General features: G+C 65.8%; 14 protein-coding genes. 6 read left to right on the plus strand and 8 right to left on the minus strand.

The features are described 5' to 3' along the window. Nucleotides 1–3: 3 nt before the first annotated feature. Both KVP70_RS17165 and KVP70_RS17170 read right to left on the minus strand, forming a co-directional pair. Nucleotides 4–1,263 (minus strand): porin, encoded by a 1,260-nt coding sequence (locus tag KVP70_RS17165; RefSeq protein WP_217943419.1) that lies wholly within the window; start codon nucleotides 1,261–1,263, stop codon nucleotides 4–6. A 334-nt stretch (nucleotides 1,264–1,597) separates the two neighbouring features. Continuing rightward, nucleotides 1,598–2,512: a LysR family transcriptional regulator gene (locus KVP70_RS17170; RefSeq protein WP_217943420.1), complete on the minus strand. Its 915-nt coding sequence runs from the start codon at nucleotides 2,510–2,512 to the stop codon at nucleotides 1,598–1,600. A gap of 125 nt (nucleotides 2,513–2,637) precedes the next feature. Between KVP70_RS17170 and KVP70_RS17175 the strand changes: the two genes are divergently transcribed. Next, nucleotides 2,638–3,642 carry a zinc-dependent alcohol dehydrogenase family protein gene (locus KVP70_RS17175; protein ID WP_217943421.1) on the plus strand — a complete coding sequence of 335 codons (1,005 nt, stop codon included), beginning with the start codon at nucleotides 2,638–2,640 and terminating at the stop codon, nucleotides 3,640–3,642. Here KVP70_RS17175 and KVP70_RS17180 read toward each other — a convergent pair. Continuing rightward, a complete protein-coding gene (locus tag KVP70_RS17180; protein ID WP_217943422.1) occupies nucleotides 3,639–4,310 on the minus strand; it encodes a FecR family protein in 672 nt (223 codons plus the stop codon). The genes KVP70_RS17175 and KVP70_RS17180 overlap by 4 nt on opposite strands. A 90-nt stretch (nucleotides 4,311–4,400) precedes the next feature. Between KVP70_RS17180 and KVP70_RS17185 the strand changes: the two genes are divergently transcribed. Then, on the plus strand, nucleotides 4,401–8,825 hold the full coding sequence (locus tag KVP70_RS17185; protein ID WP_217943423.1) for an Lhr family helicase: 4,425 nt from the start codon (nucleotides 4,401–4,403) through the stop codon (nucleotides 8,823–8,825). A gap of 1 nt (nucleotide 8,826) precedes the next feature. Here the strand turns inward: KVP70_RS17185 and KVP70_RS17190 are convergent, their stop codons facing one another. Further along, the gene (locus KVP70_RS17190; protein WP_217943424.1) at nucleotides 8,827–9,399 is read right to left on the minus strand and encodes a type 1 glutamine amidotransferase family protein; all 573 of its coding nucleotides are present in this window, start codon (nucleotides 9,397–9,399) and stop codon (nucleotides 8,827–8,829) included. A 145-nt stretch (nucleotides 9,400–9,544) separates the two neighbouring features. On the opposite strand from KVP70_RS17190, the gene KVP70_RS17195 reads away from it, so the two are divergent. Continuing rightward, nucleotides 9,545–10,111: a carboxymuconolactone decarboxylase family protein gene (locus tag KVP70_RS17195; RefSeq protein WP_217943425.1), complete on the plus strand. Its 567-nt coding sequence runs from the start codon at nucleotides 9,545–9,547 to the stop codon at nucleotides 10,109–10,111. Nucleotides 10,112–10,152: 41 nt separating this feature from the next. Here KVP70_RS17195 and KVP70_RS17200 read toward each other — a convergent pair whose 3' ends face one another. Further along, entirely contained in the window at nucleotides 10,153–11,106 is a 954-nt protein-coding gene (locus tag KVP70_RS17200; RefSeq protein WP_262311767.1) for an NmrA family NAD(P)-binding protein, read from the minus strand. A gap of 18 nt (nucleotides 11,107–11,124) precedes the next feature. Next, nucleotides 11,125–11,547, minus strand: a complete 423-nt coding sequence (locus KVP70_RS17205; RefSeq protein WP_217943426.1) for a DoxX family protein — start codon at nucleotides 11,545–11,547, stop codon at nucleotides 11,125–11,127. Nucleotides 11,548–11,670: 123 nt separating this feature from the next. Here KVP70_RS17205 and KVP70_RS17210 point away from each other — a divergent pair, with 123 nt between their 5' ends. The 3 genes from KVP70_RS17210 to map all read left to right on the plus strand — a co-directional run bounded on the left by KVP70_RS17210 (nucleotide 11,671) and on the right by map (nucleotide 13,665). Further along, nucleotides 11,671–12,576 (plus strand): LysR family transcriptional regulator, encoded by a 906-nt coding sequence (locus tag KVP70_RS17210; RefSeq protein ID WP_217943427.1) that lies wholly within the window; start codon nucleotides 11,671–11,673, stop codon nucleotides 12,574–12,576. A 112-nt stretch (nucleotides 12,577–12,688) separates the two neighbouring features. Continuing rightward, nucleotides 12,689–12,901, plus strand: coding sequence for a ParD-like family protein (locus KVP70_RS17215; protein WP_020706182.1), 213 nt, complete (start codon nucleotides 12,689–12,691; stop codon nucleotides 12,899–12,901). Further along, on the plus strand, nucleotides 12,898–13,665 hold the full coding sequence (gene map, locus KVP70_RS17220) for a type I methionyl aminopeptidase (protein ID WP_217943428.1): 768 nt from the start codon (nucleotides 12,898–12,900) through the stop codon (nucleotides 13,663–13,665). Before KVP70_RS17215 ends, map begins: the two co-directional genes overlap by 4 nt. 3 nt (nucleotides 13,666–13,668) lie before the next feature. Here the strand turns inward: map and KVP70_RS17225 are convergent, their stop codons facing one another. Continuing rightward, nucleotides 13,669–15,000: a sigma-54-dependent transcriptional regulator gene (locus KVP70_RS17225; RefSeq protein ID WP_217943429.1), complete on the minus strand. Its 1,332-nt coding sequence runs from the start codon at nucleotides 14,998–15,000 to the stop codon at nucleotides 13,669–13,671. Next, nucleotides 14,997–16,871, minus strand: a complete 1,875-nt coding sequence (locus KVP70_RS17230) for a sensor histidine kinase (RefSeq protein ID WP_217943430.1) — start codon at nucleotides 16,869–16,871, stop codon at nucleotides 14,997–14,999. Before KVP70_RS17230 ends, KVP70_RS17225 begins: the two co-directional genes overlap by 4 nt. Nucleotides 16,872–16,908 lie beyond the last annotated feature (37 nt).

The following is a 16,908-nucleotide window of genomic DNA, read 5'->3' on the forward strand; positions in this document are numbered from 1 at the left end:
CCGTCAGAACACAAAATCGACCGACGCGCTCATCACGCTGATCGGGTGGCCGGACTGGAAGCCTGGCTGCACATTGATGAAGGTGCCGTTCGAGCCTTGCTGCGGCGTCAGGCGGTCGTACTGCAGCTTGACCGCGTAGTTGGCGCGCAGGTCCCAGCGGATGCCGGCGGTGATGCTGCGCTGCTGCGGTATCGTGTCGAGCATCTGGTTCAGGCCAGCGTTCAACTGGGCGCCGGCGCCGGCCAGTTGCGGCGGCAGGCCGCGCAAGTCCAGGCCTGCGATGCGGGTCGGCATATTGGCGCGCGACACGGCGTAGGAGAGGTAAGGCGTCAGGTCGCCGTAGCGATAGCCGCCGCTGACATAGGCGGCGGTCTTGTCGCCCAGGTAGGAGCGGGCGTTCATGCGCCCCACTTCGCCCATCAGGAACCAGGCGCCCGGATCGTAGCTGGCGCCCAGCGAGACCACGTCGGCCCGCTTGGCGTCGACATCGTAGCGGGCCGCCAGCGCCACGCCCTGCGGCCCGAACTGGTTCAAGCCGGCGAACAGCTCGCGCGCCAGCTTGAGTGTCAGCTCGGTGCTCATCGCGCTGGCGCGCACGGTCAGCGCGCCGCTGGTGGTGGTGTTGGACAGGCCCGTCATCGCGCGCGCCTCGGCATGCGCCTGCGGCGTAACGGTGACATCGGTGTGGCCGAAGAAGAACTGGGTGACGTTGTTGATGCCGGCCGCGCTCCAGCGGTAGCTGGCGTCGACGCCGTCGCTGTTGCTGATCGGGATGGCGCCGTACACCTCGACCGGCGGCCGCACCCATGGCAGGGCATAGCCGGCCTTGCGATAATCGCCGGCCAGGAACAGCGGCAGCGCGATGCGTCCCACACGCAGGCTCAGGTCCGGCGTGGCCTGGTACTTGACGTTGGCCCATTCGACCATCGGTGCATAGCCGCTTTGCAGCGTGCGCTCGGACACCAATTGCAGCACCGCCGACCAGTGGCTGTCCAGGTTCAGGCCCAGTTGCATGCCCACGCGGCTGTCCACCGTGGCGCTCCATTCGTGGCTGGCGCCGGCGTTGCCGGGATTGAGGACGTTGCCGGTGAAGTCGGACTGGCTGTCGTTACTGTGTACAAAACCCAGCGTACCGTAGCCGCCGAAAGTCCAGCGCGGCGCGGCGGCGCCGTCGTCGGCTTGCGCCACGGCGCAGGCCAGCATCGTCAAGGTAAAGGCCAGCGACGCCAGGGCGGCGCGCTGCGGTGAAAAATCAAACGTCATTCGTGGTTCCTGTCTTTCGTTACATACGGCGTATTCTGCCAAGTGCACCGTGTTCAGGACGCGCGAAGACGCGGACGCCGGCCGCAAGGACGGGCGATCATGCTCAACAAGGTGGGAAGTTCGCGGCTAGCGCGCGTGGCACATGGCTGGGGTGCCGTTCCGAAGTACTGATACGGATGTAGGTACTTTATACTGCCGCAAAGCAACTGTCGATGCATTAGAGTACAACACCAAAAAATCTATCGAAAAACCACGGATTGGGATAATTAAATACCAATTCAAATAGCATTACATCACCAAATGTCTTGTATCGCCGATCATCTTGCGAAGGCGACTACACGCGCCGGACACCGACCGTGGCGTTCCTGAACAGGGCGTCGACAAAATCGACGAACACCTTGACGCGGGCGGCGCGCTGGTGGCGCTGCGGATACAGCACCGACACATCCGGCCCCGGCGCCTGCCATTGCGCCAGCAACGGCACCAGCGCGCCGCTGCGCAGCGGCTCGATCAGCGACACCGACAGGTGCTGCACCACGCCCCCGCCGCCGATCGCCATCTCGATCAGCGCTTCCACATGATCCATCGCCACCGCACCGCGTGGCGTGGTGGTGAAAGGCTGGCCATCCTGCTGGAAGACCCACGGCCGCAGCTGGCGGGCCTTGGGATAGACGAAATTCAGGCAGGGGATGTCGTTCAGGTCATCGGGATGCTGTGGCAGGCCGTGGCGCGCGATGAACGCTGGCGAGGCGCAGCAGATGTAGTGGTTCTTGAAGACGCTGCGCGCCACCAGGCCGGAATCGGGCAGTTCGCCGATGCGCAGCATCACGTCCACGCCCTCGTCCACCATGTCGATCAGGCGGTCGTTGGCGGTCAGGCGCACACTCAGCTCGGGATACGCGGCCAGGAAGCCCGGCAGCGCCGGCGCCACGAACTGGCGCGCCAGGATGCCCGGCATGTCGACCCGCAGGCTGCCGCGCGGCGTCTGGTGGGCGTCGCTCATGCTGCTCTCCAGCTCCTCCATCTCCTCCAGCAGCCGGCGCGCCTGCTCGACGCAGCGGCGGCCCTCGTCGGTCAATGACATGCTGCGCGTGGTGCGGTTCAGCAGCTTGACGCCGAAATGCGTCTCCAGCACGCCGATCTGGTGGGTCACCGAAGACGTCGAAATCCCCAGCTTGGCGGCCGCCCGGCTGAAGCCTCCGGCATCGACGACGGCGCAAAAAACCTTGAGGGCATCCAGACGGTCCACGTTTTCTCCTTGTTCTGGGCTGATTATCCACGATTCCGGGATACTGAATGCGGCGCAGCCCACTTTTTCCCGCCGTCGCCCGGCCGCAGAATAGCTCCATCAACCCATCACCAAGGAGCTCCACCATGAACACCATGCAAGCCGTCGTACTGAACGCCTTCGATACGCCCCTTTTGGACCAGCAGATCGCCCGCCCAGTGGCGGCCGCCGGCCAGGTGCTGGTGCGCGTGATCGCCAGCGGCGTCAACCCGCTCGACACCAAGATCGCCGCCGGCAAGGCCGACCACGCCCAGGTTCAGTTGCCCGCCGTGCTGGGCATCGACATCGCCGGCATCGTCGACAGCGTCGGCGACGACGTGGAAGGCTTCGCCGCCGGCGACCGCGTCTTCGGCATGACGGGCGGCATAGGCAAGGTACAAGGCTCGCTGGCGCAGTACGCGGCGGTGGATGCCGGGCTGCTGGCGCATATGCCGCCGCAGCTGAGCATGCGCGAGGCGGCCGCCCTGCCGCTGATCTTCATCACGGCATGGGAAGGCCTGGTCGACCGCGCCCGCGTCGGCGAGGGTATGAAAGTGCTGGTGCATGGCGGCGCCGGCGGCGTTGGCCACATGGCGGTGCAGTTGGCCAAGGCGCGCGGCGCGCAGGTCTACGCCACCGGCAGCGCCGACCAGCGCGAGATGATCGAGAAAATGGGTGCGACCTTCATCGACTACCAGAGCACCAGCGTCGAACAATACGTCCAGCAGCACACCGACGGCGAAGGCTACGACGTGGTCTACGACACGGTGGGCGGCGCCACGCTGGACGCCTCCTTCCGCGCCGTGCAACAGTACGGCGGCCATGTGGTGAGCTGCCTGGGCTGGGGCACGCATGCGCTGGCGCCGCTGTCGTTCCGCGCCGCGACCTACTCTGGCGTATTCACGTTGCTGCCGCTGTTGTCCGGCAAAGGCCGCGCCAATCACGGTGCGATCATGAAGGAAGCCGGCGCGCTGGTCGCCGCCGGCAAATTAAAAGTGACGCTGGATGCCGGTGTCTATACGCTGGACGCTGCCAGCGTCGCCGCCGCCCACACCGCGCTGACCGAAGGCAAGGCGCGCGGCAAGGTGGTGGTGCAGGTCGCCGATATTTAAGGCTTGAGCGTGTCGGCCTCGCCAAACGAGGCCGGCGGCGCGAACTGCATGCCCGGGTTGGCGAACATCTTCACCGGCCGGGTGCCGGTGTTCTTGATGTAGCCGAACTGGCCGGGGTCATACTGGAACTGGCCTGCTTCGTTGACGATGGAAATGCCTCCGGCGCTGACGTGCACATGCAAGCCCGGCTCCAGCCCCGGCGACGGCTCGGCATCGCCCTCGCCGGTCAGGTATTCGAGGAAGAAGGTGGTGCCGCGTATGCCGATGGTGGCGCTGGGCGTCTTCATCGCGAACTTGTCCTTGTTACGCTTGCCGAGGATGCCGGTCAGCGAACGCAACCCGCCTTTGACCAGCGTGAAGGCCGCGCGATCGCCTTCAGGCCTGTCGCCGTCGAAAGTAAATTGGTCGACGACGACGGTGGTACCGGGCTTCAAGGTCAACTCGCTGTTGTCGATGAAGCGCACCAGCGCCCAGGCGCCGGCCGCGGTGGCCAGCGCATCGCCGCTTTCCACTTCCGATTGCGCCTTGAGCGGCTTGACCGCACCGGACGGCGAACGCGCCGTCATCGAGCCGCTGGCCTGCACCACGACGCCCGCCACCTGCGCCGCCACAGCCAGCGCCGCGCAACTCCACAGCAGCAGCGCCGCCAACGCATCCCTGATCGACATGGGTCACCCATCCAGAATGTGAACAGGTCTTTATACCATGCCCGGCCGCTGCCGATTGACTTCCAACGCGACATCCCCAACTATAGCGGCATGCGCAAACCGCCCACCGCCGCCGATCTGTGGCAAAAATTCCACCCCGCCGTGGCGGCATGGTTTCGCTCGGCCTTTGCTTCGGCAACGGAGGCGCAGCGACGCGCCTGGCCGCTGATCCAGGGCGGGCGGCCGACGCTGATCGCCGCCCCCACCGGCTCGGGCAAGACGCTGACCGCCTTCTTGGCCGCCATCGACGCGCTGGTGGCGGAAAGCGCCGGCGCGCCGCTGCCCGACGAGTTACGGGTGCTGTACGTGTCGCCGCTGAAGGCGCTGTCCAACGATATCCGCCTCAATTTGCTGGCGCCGCTGGAAGGCATCAGCCGCGAACTGGCCACGATGGGCTTGGCCGACCACGGCATCCGCAGCGCCGTGCGCACCGGCGACACCACCCAGACCGAACGCAACGCCATGCGCCGCCGCGCGCCGCACATCCTGGTGTCGACGCCGGAGTCGCTGTACGTGCTGCTGGGTTCCGACAGCGGCCGCGCCATGCTGTCGACCGTGCGCACGGTGATCGTCGATGAGATCCACGCGGTGGCCGGCAGCAAGCGTGGCAGCCACCTGGCCCTGAGCCTGGAGCGGCTCGACGCCTTGTGCGCGCGGCCGCCGGTGCGGGTGGGCTTGTCGGCCACGCAGAAGCCGCTGTCGCTGGTGGCGCAGTTCCTGGTTGGCGCCGGCGGCGATTGCGCGGTGGTCGACGTCGGCCACGTGCGCGCGCGCGACCTGGGCCTGGAGCTGCCGCCGGTGCCGCTGGAGGCGGTGATGGCCAACGAGGTGTGGGAGCGCGTCTACGACCGCCTGGCCGAGCTGGTGGTGCTGCACAAGACCACGCTGGTGTTCGTCAACACGCGGCGCATGGCCGAGCGCATGGCGCGCCACCTGGGCGAACGGCTCGGCGCGCAACTGGTGGCGGCGCACCACGGCAGCCTGGCCAAGGAATACCGGCTCGACGCCGAACAGCGCCTCAAGCGCGGCGAGTTGCGCGTGCTGATCGCCACCGCCTCGCTGGAGCTGGGCATCGACATCGGCGACGTCGACCTGGTGTGCCAGATCGGCTCACCGAGGAATATCGCCTCACTGCTGCAACGCGTGGGCCGTTCGGGCCACCAGGTGGGCGGCCTGCCCAAGGGCCGCCTGTTCCCCACCTCGCGCGATGACCTGATCGAATGCGCGGCGCTGCTGGACTGCGTGCGCCGCGATGAGCTGGACTTGCTGCATATTCCATCCGCGCCGCTGGACGTGCTGGCGCAGCAGATCGTCGCCGAAGTGGCCTGCCGCGAATGGCGCGAGGACGAGCTGTTCGACATGGTGCGGCGCGCCTCGCCCTACGCGCAGCTGGAGCGCGGGGGCTACGACGCAGTGATCCGCATGCTGTCCGAGGGTTACACTGGCCGCAACGGCGTGCGCGGCGCCTACCTGCACCGCGACACGGTGGCCGGCGCGCTGCGCGGCCGGCGCGGCGGCAAGCTGACCGCCGTCACCTCCGGCGGCACCATACCGGACAACGCCGACTACACGGTGGTGCTGGAACCGCAGGGCCAGATGGTCGGCACGGTGCACGAGGACTTCGCCGTCGAGAGCCTGGCCGGCGATGTCTTCCAGCTTGGGAACACGTCCTACCGCATCCAACGTATCGAAGCGGGCAAGGTGCGGGTGGAGGATGCGCACGGCGCGGCGCCCAACATCCCCTTCTGGCTGGGCGAGGCGCCCGGCCGCAGCGACGAACTTTCGATGGGCGTGGCGCGCCTGCGCGGCGAGATCGAACGCCAGTTGGCGGCCGCCCCGGACGGCACGGCCGCCATTGAGCGCACCGTCGACTGGCTGTTCGAGCATCTCGGCCTGGCCGACGACGCCGCGCGCCAGATCGTCGAATACCTGGCCCGTTCGCGCGCCGCGCTGGGCGCCCTGCCCACCCGCGACACGCTGGTGATGGAGCGCTTCTTCGATGAATCGGGCGGCATGCAGCTGGTGCTGCACTCGCCCTACGGCAGCCGCATCAACCGCGCCTGGGGACTGGCGCTGCGCAAGCGCTTCTGCCGCAGCTTCAACTTCGAACTGCAGGCGGCGGCCACCGAGGACGCCATCGTGCTGTCGCTGTCGACCGCGCACAGCTTCCCGCTGGACGAGGTGTGGCGCTACCTGCGCTCGGCCAGCGCCGAGCACATACTGATCCAGGCGTTGCTGGACGCGCCGCTGTTCAACGTGCGGTGGCGCTGGAACGCCACCACCGCGCTGGCCCTGCCGCGCTACGCCGGCGGCCGCAAAGTGGCGCCGCAACTACAGCGCATGAAGAGTGATGACCTGCTGGCCTCCGTCTTCCCCGACCAGGCGGCGTGCCTGGAAAACATCGTCGGCGAACGCGAGCTGCCCAGCCATCCGCTGGTCGACCAGACCCTGGACGACTGCCTGCACGAGGCCATGGACTGCGAAGGCTGGCTGGCCCTGTTGCGCCGCATGGAAGCGGGCGAAGTGCGCTTGTTCGCGCGCGACCTGCCGGCGCCCTCGCCGCTGGCGATGGAGATCCTCAACGCCCGCCCCTACGCCTTCCTCGACGACGCGCCGCTGGAGGAGCGCCGCACGCAGGCCGTCATCAACAGGCGCTGGACCGATCCCGCCTCCACCGACGACCTGGGCGCGCTCGACGCCGGCGCCATCGCCAGCGTGGCGGAAGAAGCCTGGCCCACCGTGCGCAACGCCGACGAGATGCACGAGGCCCTGATGTCGCTGGCCTGCATCACGCAGGCGGAGGCGGCCTCCAACGACGGCTGGAGCGGCTGGCTGGAGGCGCTGGCGGCCGGCGGACGGGCGACGCGCCTGCGCGGCGATACCGTGGCAGCAGGCGGCATCGACTTCTGGGTGGCGCTGGAACGCCTGGCCTGCGTGCAGGCCGCCTATCCGCAGGCGCACGCCACGCCGCCGCTGACCGCCCCCGCCGATGCTGGCCTCGACGCCGATGGCGGTTGGACCGCCGATGCAGCCTTGGTTGAAATCCTGCGCGCGCGGCTAAGCGGCTTCGGCCCGCAGACGGTGGCCGCCATCGCCGGCGCGCTCGGTCTCACGGCCAGCGCCGCCACCATCGCCCTCACGCAACTGGAAGGCGAAGGCTATGTGATGCGCGGCCGCTTCTCGCCCGGCGCCACGACGGAGCAATGGTGCGAACGGCACCTGCTGGCGCGCATCCACCGTTACACCATCAAGAGCCTGCGGCGCGAGATCGAACCGGTGGAGCGCCAGGACTTCATGCGCTTCCTGTTCGACTGGCAGCACCTGTCGCCCGACACCCAACTGCAAGGCGAGGAATCGCTGCCGCTGCTGCTGGCCCAGCTGGAAGGCTACGAGGCCGGCGCCGGCGCGTGGGAAAGCGATCTGCTGTCGCTGCGCATGCAGGACTATTCGAAAACCTGGCTCGATGACCTGTGCCGCAACGGCAAGCTGGTGTGGACCCGCATCGGCGCGCCGTCCAGCGCCGCCGGAGGGCCGGTGCGCAACACGCCGCTGGTGCTGCTGCCGCGCCGCCAGCTGGCCCTGTGGCATGCGCTGCCGGCGGTGGCCGCCGAGATCGAGATTTCGCCGCGCGCCGCGCGCGTGCTGGCCGCGCTACGGCGTGACGGCGCCATGTTCTTCGATGAACTGGTGCAGGACGCCCGCCTGCTGCCGGTGGAGCTGGAAAACACGCTGGGCGAACTGGTGGCGACCGGTTTGGTCAACGCCGACAGCTACGCCGGCCTGCGCGCCATGCTGCTGCCGGCGAACAAGCGCGCCAGCAACGACAAGCGCCGCCACCGTGGCGCCGGCGCGGCGCCGTCGATGGAGGAAGCCGGACGCTGGGCGCTGGTGCGGCGCGGCGACGGCGTCACGATCCGCGAGCGGGTCAGCGACATCGCCGCCGCGATCAAAGAGCCCGCGTCGGCCGGCGACATAGCCGTCGCCACCCGCGCCGCGCCGCCGGCCCGCAAGCCACGCACCGATCCCGGCACGCTGGAGCACATCGCCATGACGCTGCTGCGCCGCTACGGCGTGATGTTCTGGCGCCTGCTGGAGCGCGAGGCCGCATGGATGCCGTCGTGGCGCGAGCTGCTGCCGGTCTACCACCGCCTCGAAGCGCGCGGCGAGATACGCGGCGGCCGCTTCATCGCCGGCCTGTCGGGCGAGCAGTTCGCCCTGCCCGAAGCCATTCCGCTGCTGCGCGACGTGCGCCGCCGCCAGCACGACGGCGGCCTGGTATGCGTCTCCGGCATCGATCCGCTCAACCTGTGCGGCACGCTGCTGCCCGGCGACAAAGTTCCCGCGCTGGCCGGCAACCGCCTGCTGTTCCGCGACGGCCTGCCGGTGGCGACCCTGGTGGCCGGCAAATTCAACTATCTGTACCAGCCGTCCGCGGCGGAACGGGAAGCGCTGCGTGGCGCGCTGGTGCACGCCTGAATCAGCCGCCCCGGCTGTGCTCGGCCGCATGCATCGCCAGATAGGCCTTCAGATTGTCGTCGCCGATGCCCATGGTGCGCAAGATTTCCGCCATGAAGCTGACCGGCGCGCTGCCGGGCGCCGTGACCACGCGTTGATCGGCAACGGCATAGGGCACGTTCTGGTAGTGGGCGGCGCCGGCATAATTGAGTTGCGACAGATTCAGCGCCGAGTTGGACGTATGGCGGACATGATCGAGCACACCGGCCCGCGCCAACGCGCGGGTGCCGTCGCAGATGCCGGCGACGACTATGTTGCGGCTGTGGGCAGCGGCCAGCAGCGCGCTGATCTCGGGCGCCCGGTCGGTCTGCCAGATGGTGCCGCCACAGACGATCAGCAGGTCTAGCCCGTCGAGCTGAATGGCGTCGATCGCCAGCTGCGGTGTCACCTTCATCCCGCCGGACGAGGTGACCGGATTGCCACCGGGGCTGGCGAAGCGCGTGTCGAAGCCGTAGTAAGCGCGCGCGGCTGAATTGATCAGCGCGGTTTCCCAATCGGAAAAGTCTTCAGTGAGGATGGTGATGGAACGTTTCATGATGGCCTCCTATTTCGGAAAACATCAGCGTAGCCGAAACGCCTGTCAATTTGTGTCAGGAGCCGTAAGGTGTGATGGCGTACAGAGTACGCGGAGATAGACGCATATCTTGGCGGTTGACTGTTTAACCAACGAAGGAATCTCCATGCGCCTGCCTCTGATCGCCCCGCAAGACCTGACGCCCGAACAAAAGCCGCTGTACGACAATATGCGCAAGGGCATCACCAGCAACTTCAACGACTTCATCGCCGTGCGCGAGGACGGCGCCTTGATGGGCCCATGGAACCCGTGGCTGCACGAGCCCGGCATCGGCAAGGCGATCTGGGACTTGACGCTGGCGATGACCGCCAACGCCACGCTGCCCGACAACGCGCGACAGATCGCCATCCTGGTGATGGGCGCCAGCTACAACGCGGCCTACGAAATCTACGCCCACATCGCCGTGGCCGAGCGCGAAGGCATGTCGGCCGAACGCCTGGCCACGCTGATGGCGGACGTCAAGCCCGGCGACCTGAGCAAGGAAGAAAGCGTGGCCTATGACATGGCGTATGCGCTGAGCCGCGGCGGCACGCTGCCCGAACCCCTGTACCGTCTGGCGGTCAGCACCTTTGGCCAGCACGGTGCCAATGAGCTGATCTACCTGGTCGGCCTGTACGCACTGGTGTCGGTCACGCTCAACGGCTTCAACGTGCCTGTGCCCGAACGGGATTGAGGCCTGCGATGAAAGCACTTCAGTAGCGTGAACGTCGAGGTTCAGGTCGTCACGGCCCTCTGCGCCGCCACGAAGACGTCGCGCGCGGACGTTGTACCCGCTATGTGCTCCGTCCCCTCGGCTCCGAGGTCCATCCATCCCGCATTAACGGCCTCGTACATTTCTTCGGCAGGTCCGCTGTGGCCTTTCGGAATGCCGAATTGCTCTAACGCTTGCGCCCACCCGGCACGCGGGATTGCAAAGGCTTTCACGTCGAGATTCAGGACTTCGCCCAATTGCTCCGCGACTTCATCAGCAGTGACCATCGAACCAATCTCGACGATGCGCTGCCCTGACCACGCTGGTCCGGTCAACAGGGCTGCGAACTCCGCGCCGATGTCGTTCGTCGCGACCATGGTCGATTTCCGGTTTGTCGGATGGTAGAAGACCGGTAGCGTTCCGCCCTTCGCGGCCTGCAAGCCGAAAAGAAAATTCTCGAAGAATCCGCCTGCGCGCACCAATGCGACTGGCGATATCAGGTCGCCCAAACCCTGCTCCAGAAGCGACAAGGCCGTGATCACCCCGTGTCCGGTGGTTCTGTTCGCACCCATTGACGAAAGCGCAACCACTCGCGGCGGCGCTACCTTGGTGAGCGCCGCGACATAATTTGCAATCACGCCCTTTGCTTCCTTGTAGTCGGGTGACGGCGCCCAGACGGGTGGCAACATGACAAACGCACCTTCGACGCCTTTGAGCGCTCGCTCGATGGCTGCCGCATCGTTCCAGTCGCCGTCAACCAGTTCCACCCCCTGGTTCGCCCAGCTAAGTGCCTTCTCGCGGTCGCGGACCAGCGCGCGCACCTTCTTGCCTTGTGCAAGCAAATGCCTTGCCGTCGCGCCGCCCACGTTACCCGTGATTCCCATGACTAAAAACATGCGTCTTCTCCTGATGTTGAGGGACAGAATACTGCCCTGGTTGTTAAAAAATATACGTTCTCTTCCGGTCTTGAAGGACACAACACCGTCCTTTTTGATTCAACGGATGAGGGGCAGAATGGCCCGAATACGGGGATCGCGCGCATAGAGGCCGCCCCAGGTCATCGCGCCCAGAAGCAGGGAAATGATTTCCGGCGGAGACCCTAACTCACCAATGCGGACATGGGCGCAGATGGCGCCTCCCAAAAAGCCTGTCAACAGGATGGCGCCGAGAAAAGCGGTCGCCGGGACGGCGTAAAGGATGGCGGAGGCAAGCAGGAGCGGACCGACGACACGGGTTAGTTCCAGCGGGAACCCGGTTTCATGCAACATGCCGGCGATCTGTGCCGGGGCGAAAAGCTGAATCGCGCCGTCCGCCAGCAGAGCGATAACGACTAACGCGCTCATTATCCGGCCAGCCCAAAGCCTGCGACGCAACGTCAAGGTTTCAGGCATCCGATGCTGGTTCATAGTTTCAGCCATTTCATTTCTCCGATGGGGAATATCAATATTTGGAGCATACTGTGTCCCTTGGCAGCAATAAACACCGATAAAACAAACTCATTGTTCTCTCTATAACCATCAATGCCATACTGAGGCACGACAATGCAAAATCTCGAACCCATCCTCATTTTCATAACCGTAGCGGAAATGGGGAGCTTCACCCATGCCGCCGATAGCCTGGGCATTCAGAAAGGAAGGGCCTCAACGGCGGTCCGAAAGCTGGAAGAAGATATCGGGGTCAGGCTTTTGCACCGGACCACTCGTCGTGTGCAGTTGACAGAAGACGGACGGGTATTTCATGCACGTGCACGCGATCTGCTTGCTGAAGTTGATGATCTGCATTCAATGTTCGCAAGCGATCGGGTGGCGCTTCGCGGGCGCTTGCGGGTTGATTTGCCGAGCGAGCTGGCCCGCATCACTATCGTGCCAGCCTTGCCGGACTTCATGGCGAACTATCCCGAGTTGGAGTTGGAGATGTCGAGTACGGATCGCCAGGTTGATCTGGTTCAAGAGGGGTTTGATTGCGTATTGCGACTTGGTCCCATCGGGGACGAGACGCTGATCGCCCGCCCGCTGGGCAAGTTACGCATGGTTAACGCCGCCAGTCCTGCTTATCTGGCGCGCCATGGCGTCCCCCGCTCGCTGGAAGATCTGCAACTGCAGGAACATCGGGCAATTCATTTCGCCAGGACGCTCGGCGCCAAGCCCTATGGATGGGAGTATCCGCACGGTGACGGCTACGCGCGGCTACAGTTACGCGGTACGCTGCACGTCAACAGCGTACAGACCTATGAAGCCGCTGGCATCGCCGGCCTTGGCTTGATTCAGGCACCGCTGCTGGCGATCGGCCGCTACTTGGAGAGCGGCGCATTGATAGAGCTTCTGCCCGATTTCCAGCACAAGCCGCTCGACGTCTCTCTGGTAGTCGCACATCGGCGCAACCTGTCGCGCCGAGTCCGCGCCTTCATGAAATGGATCGAAAGCGTCCTCGCGCCCCACTTGGAATAGCGAAACGGACCGCTACGTCCGGCCCTCGAAATCAATGCCCACACAAAAATATCGCTTGCCGTCACGCCCCGTGGAATATATGATTCATATACGTTTCATATATAGGATAAAAATGGGTATTGTAAACATCGACGAGGACCTGCACGACCAGATCCGCAAAGCGAGCGCGGTGGTGTGCCGGTCCATCAACGCGCAAGCGGCCTTCTGGATCAAGATGGGCATGTTGAGCGAAATGAATCCTACGCTGACTTTCAACGAGATCATCGCGCGGGAACTGCGGGCCGCCGGCGTCGAAACACAGGTGGGCCGGAGTGTGGTGGCATGACCAAGCGCCCCGAGGAAATCGCACTGATGGCGGAATCGGGCAAGCTGCTGGCCAGCGTATTCGGCCGCCTGGACCAGCTGGACCTGATCGGCATGTCCACCATGCAGGTCAACGATCTGGTCGACCGCTACATCGTTGATGAACTCAACGCGCGGCCGGCCAGCAAGGGCCAGTATGGATTTGCCTATGCGCTGAACTCCTCCCGCAACAGCGTGGTGTGCCACGGCGTTCCCTCCGCGACGGAGTTCTTGCAGAGCGGGGATATCGTCAACTTCGATATCACGCTGGAGAAGAATGGCTACATCGCCGATTCCAGCAAAACCTATCTGGTCGGCGACGTGCCGCCATTGGCCAAGCGGCTGGTGCAAGTGACGTATGAGGCCATGTGGATGGGAATCAACGTCGTCCGTCCCGGCGCCAGGCTGGGCGATGTCGGCCATGCGATCCAACGTCACGCCCGGCGCAGCGGCTATTCGGTCGTCAGGGAATACTGCGGACATGGCATCGGCCGCGAGATGCACGAACCGCCGCAAGTACTCCATTGGGGAAAGCCAAAAACCGGCCTAGTGCTGCGCGAAGGCATGGTGTTCACCATCGAACCCATGCTCAACCAGGGTGGCCGCGCCGTGCGCACCGAAGACGATGGCTGGACGGTCGTGACGACAGACGGCAAATTGTCCGCGCAGTTCGAGCATACGGTGGCCGTCACACGCAACGGTGTCCAGGTCCTGACGCTGCGCCACGGCGAAAGGCCGTTGAACTAAAGCCTACTTGTAATCGTCGGGCGTCAGCGCGTACTTCTGCATTTTATAGTACAGCGTTTGCTTGGGCACGCCCAGCGCGCTGCTCACTTCGGTGACGCTGCCGCTGGCCCGCCGCAATTCCTGTTCGATGACGGCCCGCTCGAAGCAACCCACCTGATCGGCCAGCGGCAGCGGCGCCATGCTGCGCGCCGACAGCAGTCCGTCGGCCCCGCTCGACAAGCCCAGCACGAAGCGCTCGGCGATGTTGCGCAGCTCGCGCACATTGCCCGGCCAGTCGTGCGCCATCAGCGCCTGCATCAGCGGTCCCGGCACCGGCGGCGCGCTGCGCTTGTAGCGCGCGGCGGCGCCCAGCAGGAAGTGCTCGAACAGCAGCGGGATATCCTCGCGCCGCTCGCGCAGCGGCGGCAGGTTCAGCACGATCAGGTTGAGGCGGTAGTACAGGTCGCTGCGGAACTTCTGCTGGTCCGACCATTCCTTCAGGTCGACCTTGGCCGCCGCGATCACCCGCACATCCACCGGCACCGGGCTGTTGGAACCGAGCCGCTCCACATAGCGCTCCTGCAGCACGCGCAGCATCTTCACCTGCAGCGCCATCGGCAGGCTTTCGATCTCGTCGAGGAACAGTGAGCCGCCGTCGGCGTGCTCGATCTTGCCGATCTGGCGCTTGCCGGCGCCGGTGAAGGAGCCCGACTCGTGGCCGAAGACCTCGCTCTCGAAGATGGTCTCTGGGATCGCGCCGCAATTGAGCGCGACGAAATTACGCTGGTGGCGGCGGCTGAACTGGTGCAGGCAGCGCGCCACCATCTCCTTGCCGGTGCCGGTCTCGCCGTAGATCAACACGTCGGCCGGCTCGTCGGCCAGGTCCAGGATCAGGCGGCGCAGCTCGCGCATCGGCGCCGAATCGCCCAACAGCGTCGCTTCGATGCCCTCGCCGTGTTCGATGCGGTGGCGCAGCGCGGCCACCTCCAGCACCAGCCGCCGGGTTTCCATTGCGCGCTGCACCACGTCGGTCAGCTGCTCCGACGAGTACGGCTTGGCGATGAAGTCGTAGGCGCCGTCGCGCATGGCGCCGACGGCCATGGTGATGTCGCCGTGGCCGGTCACCAGCACCACCGGCAGTTGCGGGTCGATGGCTTTGACGGCGGCCATGAAGTCCAGGCCGCTCATGCCTGGCAGGCGCACGTCGCTCACCACCACGCCGTCGAATCCCGGCGTGATCAGGGGCAGCGCCTGTTCGGCGGTGTGGAAGGCTTGCACCTCGATGCCCGCCAGGTCCAGCGCCTGCGCGCTGCCGGCGCGCACGGTGGCGTCGTCTTCGATCAATAATACTTTCATGCTGTCTCCTGCTGCGCAATGGGCAACTCGATGATAAACCGGGCGCCGCCCGCGGTGGTGGATTCGGCCAGTAGCTGGCCGCCAAACTCGCGGATGATCTGCTCGGATATCGCCAGTCCAAGGCCGAGGCCCTGCCCTTGCGGTTTTGTTGTGAAAAATGGTTCGAATAAATGACCGCGGACCGATGCCGGTATGCCCGGCCCCGTGTCCGAGACGGCGATCATGGCTTTGTTGAAACTGCGGGTCACGCTGACGGCCAACTGCCGCACTTCGCAGCCGGCCATGGCGTCGAGCGCGTTGGTGAACAGGTTGACCAGCACCTGTTCGAGCCGGTTGCTGTCGCACAGCGCATACACGTCCTGGCTCAGCATCGACATGCGGAAGTTGACCCGCTCCTGCTCCACCCGCCGCTCCACCAGGAACAGCGCGGCGGTGATCGCGGCCGCCACCGGCACCGGCCTGAGGCTGGCGTCGGACTTGCGGGCGAACTGGCGCAGCTGGCCGGTCAGCGCGCCCATGCGGCCGACCAGTTCCGAGATGGTGGTCAGGTTGTCCTTGGCTTCGTCCAGGCGGCCGCGCTCGATCAGCACGCGGGCGTTGTCGGACATGGTGCGCAGCGCCGTCAGCGGCTGGTTCAGCTCGTGCGTGATGCCGGCCGACATCTGGCCCAGCACCGCCATCTTGCCGGCCTGGACCAGCTCGCTCTGCGCCTGCCGCAGCTTCTGCTCGGCCTGGCGGCGCACAACGTTTTCCTCGCTCAGGTTGTGGGTCATCTGTTGCAGGCTGGCGGTGCGCTCGGCCACCATGGTTTCCAGGTGGTCGTAGGCGCGCTGCAAGTCCACGCGCGCGCGCTGGCGTTGCCGTCCCAGCCGGCGGCGCTGGCGGCCGTACAGCACCAGCATCAGCAACAGCGCTTCCGACAGCAGCGTGAACAGGAAGGCGTTGCGGGCGCTGGCCTCGGCCGGCGCCAGGTCGGACAGGTAGACGAATTGCCATTTGCGCGGCGCCAGCGAACGGGTCTGGCTGAGCATGCGCGCATGGTCGGCCGGCGCCGGCGTGGCGACGATGGTGGCGCCGTTGTCGAGCTTGCGCAATGCGCGCATGCCCAGGGGCAGCAAGGCGTGCGAGAAATACTGGCGCGACACTTCCAGCTCTTGCAACACCTCCGCCGACAGCGGCGCCAGCGTGCGGTATTTCCAGTCCTGCACCGAGCTGAGGAAGACGACCCCGTGGGCATCGGTCAGCATCACCTTGTCGGCGCCCTGCACCCAGCCGTTTTCCAGCGTCTCGATGTTGACCTTGACGGTGGCCACGCCCAGCATGCGGCCGTTGTGATAAATGCCGTGCGCGAAAAAGTAGCCCGGCTCGCCGCGCGTGGTGCCGACGCCGTAGAAGCCGCCCGGCGTGCGCCGCAGCGCATCGCGCACGTAGGGACGGAAGGCGACGTTGTCGCCGACGAAGCTGTCCGGCTGGCGCCAGTTGCTGGAGGCCTGGGTCAGCCCCTGCAGGTTGACGATGTAGATGGTGGTGGAGCGGGACAGGCGATTGACCTGTTCCAGGTAGGCGTTGACGTCGGCGCGCAGGGCCTCGTCGTCCGGCCGTTGCAGCAGGGCGATGACATCCTTGTTCAGTTCCAGCGTGCCGGGCAGGAAGTCATATTTGGACAGCAGGTTTTCCAGGCTAACGGCGTAGCTGTCGAGCCGCTGGGCGCCGGCCAGGCGCAGCTTGTCGGTCGCTGCGCTTTCGGTCCAGCGCCAGGCCAGCACTGCCACCGCGATGCAGCACAGCAGCACCAGCACCCACGGCGCGGCCCGGCGCAGCAACCGGCGGCCCGGCCGTGACGGCAAGTCGGTCTGCGCTGCTGCGGCCATAAACTCCCCTGTTGTTATTGTGGTTTCATCGGCTCAC

This window comes from Duganella violaceipulchra (assembly GCF_019166075.1).
GTDB lineage: Bacteria > Pseudomonadota > Gammaproteobacteria > Burkholderiales > Burkholderiaceae_D > Rugamonas > Rugamonas violaceipulchra.